Consider the following 5,540-nt stretch of genomic DNA (forward strand, 5'->3'; position numbering starts at 1 on the left):
GCCCGCTACCTGACCCTGGAAAGCATCGCCCCGATCAGCGATGATCCTCTTGTCAGCCTGCCCACCCTGGCAGCCTGATCGTCCCGGCCCCGCCCGGTGACCGTGGCCGCCACGCCGCAGCTACACCACGCCTGGGGACACGACCGCCACGCCCATGCCCCAGGCCTTGAGCGTGCTCCAGCGGTCCCGCCACCCCGTGAGCAGCACCAGGGCCGCCTCGTAGAGCGCCGCCCGCATCATCGCGTCCCCGCACTTCGACACCCGGCCCACCCGCGCCGTCTCGCCCGACTGGTAGAGCCGGGGCGTCAGCCCATAGCCCGCCCGATCCTGACGGGCTCATCGATTGCAGGACAATCAGTAGACGTGGGACGCGTTCCTGGTGCGCGAGCCCCTGGTCACCGAGCTGGTGCGCTTGGCGTGCCACCGTCCCACCGCGCACCTGGCAGCGGCTCCGAGCACGCCATGATGGCCGGCGACGTGACCGGCTGTACCGCCGACCAGGGCTCCCTTGATGCAGCCTCGGGCCTCGGCAGGGGCAGCACTCGCCAGGGCGACGGCGGCAAGCGCGACGGGTAGAGCGAGCATCTTCATATGAGTTGCAGACCGGCTTCGCCCTCCCTCAGGGATGAAACCTGAGCGTGTATTAGATCAGAGTTTTGCACGCTGGCATAGCAAGTTCCTATTTAGGGCTCCCGAAATTGTGGGAGCCAAACGGCAGCATCGCTTTGACCGTTCCGGCCGATGCCGAGCCCCAGCAGGGCTGCGGCACGGTGCGTGTCCACACCCACGACGGCATGAAGGTCCAGGCCCGGGTGATGACCGATCGGCTCTTCGACGAGAGCAAGGTCACCCGCCGGGGTGGCCGGGTGCAGGCTTGGGGCGGGCGGGAAGCCCGAGGCAAGGCTGCCGAGCTATCACGCTGCCGCGGCCAGTCCTGGCCGCGTGGCAAACACGCTACGTCTGTCTACCGTACCAGCCCGCCCGGCGGCCCACCGGGCGGGCTTTTTCGTCCGGTGGGTCAGCGTGATCGCCGTCCGTAGCGCGATCCGGTTCTGCGCTCCATGCGCGTCGGGCTTCCCCGGGGAGCCATCAGACATAAACCACGTGTTAACCACGTAGGCTCATCGATGCTGGGCATGTCGAAGCATCCCAGCACTCTCGCCGTCCCAGCTGCCAAGCACGAGCCGCGAAACGAGCGCAAAGCACCACGCGTTAGGACAACGATGGTCGAGCGATGGATCCGTCCCTACAGATCCGAGGCAGTTGGTAACGTTGCTGCCCGGCGGCCCTTTGAATTTCGGGACGAGAGAAGGTTGCAACTAGCCCTCCACTTGCTATCGTCGCCGGGACGGTGAAATTAAAACCGACCGGTGGGGTTTCGCTTTGGGGCCCGTAGCTCAATGGTTAGAGCCGGCCGCTCATAACGGTGTGGTTGCAGGTTCAAGTCCTGCCGGGCCCACCAGTGACAGAGGCGGTGAACAACTTCCGCTTACGCCCTCTCGAAAGCAGCGCGCCCGGCCTCGTTGATGCGGACCGCACCGCCCCAGACGTCGTGATCGACCCAACCTCTTGCAACGAGACTAAGGACAAACAGGTCGTCATCGCGCAGCAGACAGCGATCCTCCGTGAGCTCGAAAAGCGTCACCCATCCATCGACAACGTCGAGATAAGCCATCAGCCGCTTTTGCTCTGACGTCATGCAGCCGCCTCCTTCTCAAGTGTCTCAGCAGAAACCACGAAGCTTGGGAGCGAGATGCGCCACCAAAATTGGCATTTTCTGTTAATCAATAACGGTACGAGTGCTGTGGACACTGCTGCTGGGATGAGAAGATTGGTCAGTATTGCCGTAATTTGCAGTCCGGACCGGGAAAACCTCGATGCACGACAAATTGGACTGGAACCATTACGCTGTATGTCATTGGCCAGAGACGCGCACTCGAAGTAGAGAAGCTGGTATCAGCAGCCGAACACGAGCCTTTGAGAGGCTCTCAGAGGCCGTTCTGTTTTTTCTTGCGCAAGATTACGTATTTAATCCCACAGTACGTATCAGCTGTGGCGGCAAAATCTACTGGCTTAGCGATATCAGGAGGCTGGCAGAGCGTCCTGATTTCCCTCTTGGGATGATAGATGGTCAAGCACCTCTGGAAAGTCCACCTGCGCGAACGAGTCTCTGAACGCGTGGTGCGGATAATCGGTCCTTGCCAGCGGTTGCATTCCACCCCCTCCACGCCCCGCGGACGTGTCCGGCCGTCGTACATCAACCAAGATGATCCACCAGCGCGGCCCGGGTCGCGGGAAGCCGTTCTACTCGGTCTCGACTGGCGCCCCGGCCGGACCGCCTCCGAGGTCTTCCGGAAACTGTCCGCAGATTCCGTAATCGGTTCCGTACAGGCCATTACGCGTCAGACGGTATATTCTCAGTCGCGCGAGCTGGGCTGTGGGAGGGCTGGCCGAAGTTCCTTGATGCGGGTACCGATTAGGCAAACAGGGGGAGACAATGGCCATGAGCTTGACTGGTGGGTGTGCGTGCCGCGCAGTCCGGTATGAGGCTGAGGCCGATCCTGTCCTCATGTTGAACTGCCATTGCCGCGACTGTCAGCGAGCAACGGGCAGCGCCTATGCGGCCCTGGTGGTGGTACCGAAGGCGACCGTGCGAGTGCAAGGCACCGTGAAGCAGCACGAGGTGGTCGGCGGCAGCGGCAAGCTGGTGTGGCGGGAATTCTGCCCGTCGTGCGGCAACCCAGTGAGCATCCGACTGGAGAAGATGCCGGGCATCGTCGCGCTCGCCGCGAGCAGCCTCGATGATCCGTCGATCCACAACCCCCGAGCTGAGGTGTTCACCGAGAGCGCTCAGCCGTGGGATCGGATGCTGGAAGCTACTGAGAAGCACGCCCGAGGGATCATGAAGTAAGCACCCGGCCCCACATGGTCCCACAATTGATCTTACGCGAACGGGTGAGCCTCACACGCACGAGGGCGAGCACAATCTTAACCCGGCGAAGAGCAACTTGTGGGGTGTCCATGTTGCTCCGTCGGAGGTACAGAGCCGGCTCAGCTCGCAGGAGAGACGCACAGGATGGCCGAGGCTTCACGACGGCACGCAATCTATCGTCCGCTTCCGCCAACCCTGGTGATCTCACCGCCTGCTCGTCAGCCCATAGACGATGATACGCAGCACCTGCTCAAGCGCTTCGCGGCATTGAGTGCGCGGGCCCGGCATCATGGTGACGCGCAGCGGGCAGGCTGGATTGACCAAGTGGGGTTGCGGGCCGTCGCTGCGCGCCTCAGGCTCCAGGGCGAGGCGTACCCGTAGAGGTGCGCTGGACGCCCCGCAAGCTAGTGGATCGACCGGCGGTCCACGGTTGGCCGTTCCACGGTGTCGGCTCCGGTCGTCGTTAGCAACCTCAATGACTCGGCAAGCTCCGTGGCTGTCTCAAGCGCCAGCCCCGTCTGGGCCTGCCCGTTCACCCGGACCGGCTCGCCTGTCTGGAGACAGTAAACGCCCCAGCCACCGCGGTCCTTACGGACCGTGTAGTTGCGGTTCGGCATGGCGCTCCTCCGAGCCGACTTGTTGCCGTCTTGCCCCAGCAACGCGTGGGACTGGTACTTGCTCCCGTGCTCCTCACGCTCGCGTGAGCGGGGACGGTCCGCCTTTTGGATCCCGAGCCGCGCCTCATGCGCTATGTTCTTGTTTCGTTCTCAACGAGGCGGAGCATGGCACCAGGGCGAGGCATCGGCTGTCAGCGCGTCACCTGCCTGGCGCAGTACCCGTTCGTGATCGTGCGGGTGGCCTGCGCGATCTGCCCCTCGCGGCAGGGCTCCTACCGGCTCGCCCGGCTGGCAGAGAAGTACGGGGCCGACACGCCCCTTGAGCGCGTGCTGGACGGCATCGCCCACGACTGCCCCTATCCGCCGCCCGACAAGGTGCAGGGCAACGAGTACGTGCCCCGCTGTCACGCCTACTTCCCCGACCTGACCGGGCCGCCGAAGCCGCCCGATCTGCCGCCGGCCCTGGGCGGGTTGCGGGTGGTGCGGGGTGGGAAGGGCTGATTGCCCTCAAGTGAGAGAGTCGGCCTTCCCGCCACTGACGGCAATCACGCCCGCGACGGCCGGGACGGCGTCACTTCACCAGCACAAGAAGCGTTCCGGCTGAGCTAACGCCCAAGGCCATGAACCCGATCGCGAAACATAGAAGAGGGTTTCTTCGATCAGGAGCTGCGTCCAGGTGCTCCTCGCGCCATATCCGACCAGCTACGAAAGCTTGACGTCTAAGCATGGTCTGCCCCCTTGCGCGATGCAGACTCGTTCTGGAGGCGCAGAACTATGTCAGTAGAAACTACGTATGGAAAGTACGTTGTTTGAGGCGCCCAGCACGCCGTCACGGCGGGCGGGAACGATCCGGCTGCAAACCCTGGCGACGCGACGGCGATCAGCCTGCGGGGCGTGCAGACGGCCCTGGCTTGAGGAACGCACAGGGGGGGGGATCCGCTAGCTTAGGTTGGAACACGGACTAACTTGGTGATATCCGCGCCGCTCAAAGTGTCGGAAACCAGACGGTTTAGCAGCGCATCACAAATGTTATTTGGTTGTCGGGGAACATCGTGCTCTGATGTGAGCGTCTTGAGCTTGACTTAAGCCCGCCCGGTCCGGCCGTGGCGGGCTTTCTCTACATCAACAAGCTCGGCTCACCGCTTGCGCCGGACCTGGCCGAGCCCTGCTGCTTTCGCCAGCTCGGAGCGCTGGGCCGTGAACCGCCCCGGGTTTCCCGGAGGCTCCAACTCTTGAGAGGATGGAGCCATGAGGAAGCATACACCCCCCTTCTCGCCTGAGGTCCGCGAGCGGGCGGTCCGGATGGTGCGGGAGCACCAGGGCGAGCACGGCTCGCAATGGGCCGCGATCCAGTCGATCGCCGAAGATCGGCTGCTCGGGCGAGACCCTTAGGAACTGGGTGCGCCAGTCCGAACGGGATCAGGGCCTGCGCGCTGGGCCGACCACGGATGAGGGCGAGAGGATCAAGGCACTGGAGCGGGAGAACCGCGAGTTGCGCCAAGCCAACGAGATCCTGAGGAAGGCGTCGGCCTATTTCGCCATGGCGGAGCTCGACCGCCGGTCGCGGACATGATCGCGTTCATCGACGACCATCGGGATGCCTACGGGGTCGAGCCGATCTGCAGGGTGCTGCCGATCGCCCCTTCCACCTACCACGTCCATGTCGCCCGGCGCGCCGACCCAGGCCGGCTGCCGGCGCGGGCCAAGACCGATGCGGCGGTGATGGGCGAGATCCGGCGCGTTCACGAGGAGAACTTCGGCGTCTACGGCGTCCGGAAGGTCTGGCGGCAACTCGCCCGAGAAGGGATCGTGGCCGCCCGCTGCACGGTGGCGCGGCTGATGCGGACGATGGGCTTGGCGGGGGTGGTGCGAGGACAGACGGTCCTGGTCAGCCCCCCTTGAAGTGGTCCGCCCTGAAGTATGGCTTGTGAGCCAGGAGGACGGACGAGATGGCGAAGCGACCCAAGCCCGAGGAGATTGTTGCCAAGCTG

General features: G+C 64.1%; 5 protein-coding genes, 1 tRNA gene, 2 pseudogenes and 1 other annotated feature. Of the genes and pseudogenes, 4 read left to right on the plus strand and 4 right to left on the minus strand.

Annotation, left to right across the window (positions count from 1 at the left end):
• Positions 1-144 precede the first annotated feature (144 nt).
• Positions 145-321: pseudogene (locus MET2598_RS39030) on the minus strand (transposase); the annotation flags it as partial.
• A 33-nt stretch (positions 322-354) separates the two neighbouring features.
• Complete coding sequence (locus MET2598_RS42730) at positions 355-591, minus strand: hypothetical protein (RefSeq protein ID WP_084673824.1); 237 nt, start codon at positions 589-591, stop codon at positions 355-357.
• A 795-nt stretch (positions 592-1,386) separates the two neighbouring features.
• Between MET2598_RS42730 and MET2598_RS0111535 the strand changes: the two genes are divergently transcribed.
• Positions 1,387-1,462, plus strand: a tRNA-Ile gene (locus tag MET2598_RS0111535).
• Positions 1,463-1,489: 27 nt separating this feature from the next.
• Here the strand turns inward: MET2598_RS0111535 and MET2598_RS0111540 are convergent.
• Positions 1,490-1,699 carry a hypothetical protein gene (locus tag MET2598_RS0111540; RefSeq protein WP_018260933.1) on the minus strand — a complete coding sequence of 70 codons (210 nt, stop codon included), beginning with the start codon at positions 1,697-1,699 and terminating at the stop codon, positions 1,490-1,492.
• 804 nt (positions 1,700-2,503) lie between these two features.
• Between MET2598_RS0111540 and MET2598_RS0111545 the strand changes: the two genes are divergently transcribed.
• Positions 2,504-2,911 carry a GFA family protein gene (locus MET2598_RS0111545; protein ID WP_018260934.1) on the plus strand — a complete coding sequence of 136 codons (408 nt, stop codon included), beginning with the start codon at positions 2,504-2,506 and terminating at the stop codon, positions 2,909-2,911.
• A 425-nt stretch (positions 2,912-3,336) separates the two neighbouring features.
• Here MET2598_RS0111545 and MET2598_RS0111550 read toward each other — a convergent pair whose 3' ends face one another.
• A complete protein-coding gene (locus MET2598_RS0111550) occupies positions 3,337-3,549 on the minus strand; it encodes a hypothetical protein (protein WP_018260935.1) in 213 nt (70 codons plus the stop codon).
• A gap of 165 nt (positions 3,550-3,714) precedes the next feature.
• Between MET2598_RS0111550 and MET2598_RS0111555 the strand changes: the two genes are divergently transcribed.
• Both MET2598_RS0111555 and MET2598_RS39050 read left to right on the plus strand, forming a co-directional pair.
• Entirely contained in the window at positions 3,715-4,050 is a 336-nt protein-coding gene (locus MET2598_RS0111555) for a hypothetical protein (protein WP_018260936.1), read from the plus strand.
• Between the two features lie 747 nt (positions 4,051-4,797).
• Positions 4,798-5,540 (plus strand): annotated as a pseudogene (locus MET2598_RS39050) (IS3 family transposase); the annotation flags it as partial.
• Positions 5,077-5,193, plus strand: a sequence feature (AL1L pseudoknot). (Overlaps the previous pseudogene by 117 nt.)

It is taken from the genome of Methylobacterium sp. WSM2598, from assembly GCF_000379105.1.
GTDB lineage: Bacteria > Pseudomonadota > Alphaproteobacteria > Rhizobiales > Beijerinckiaceae > Methylobacterium.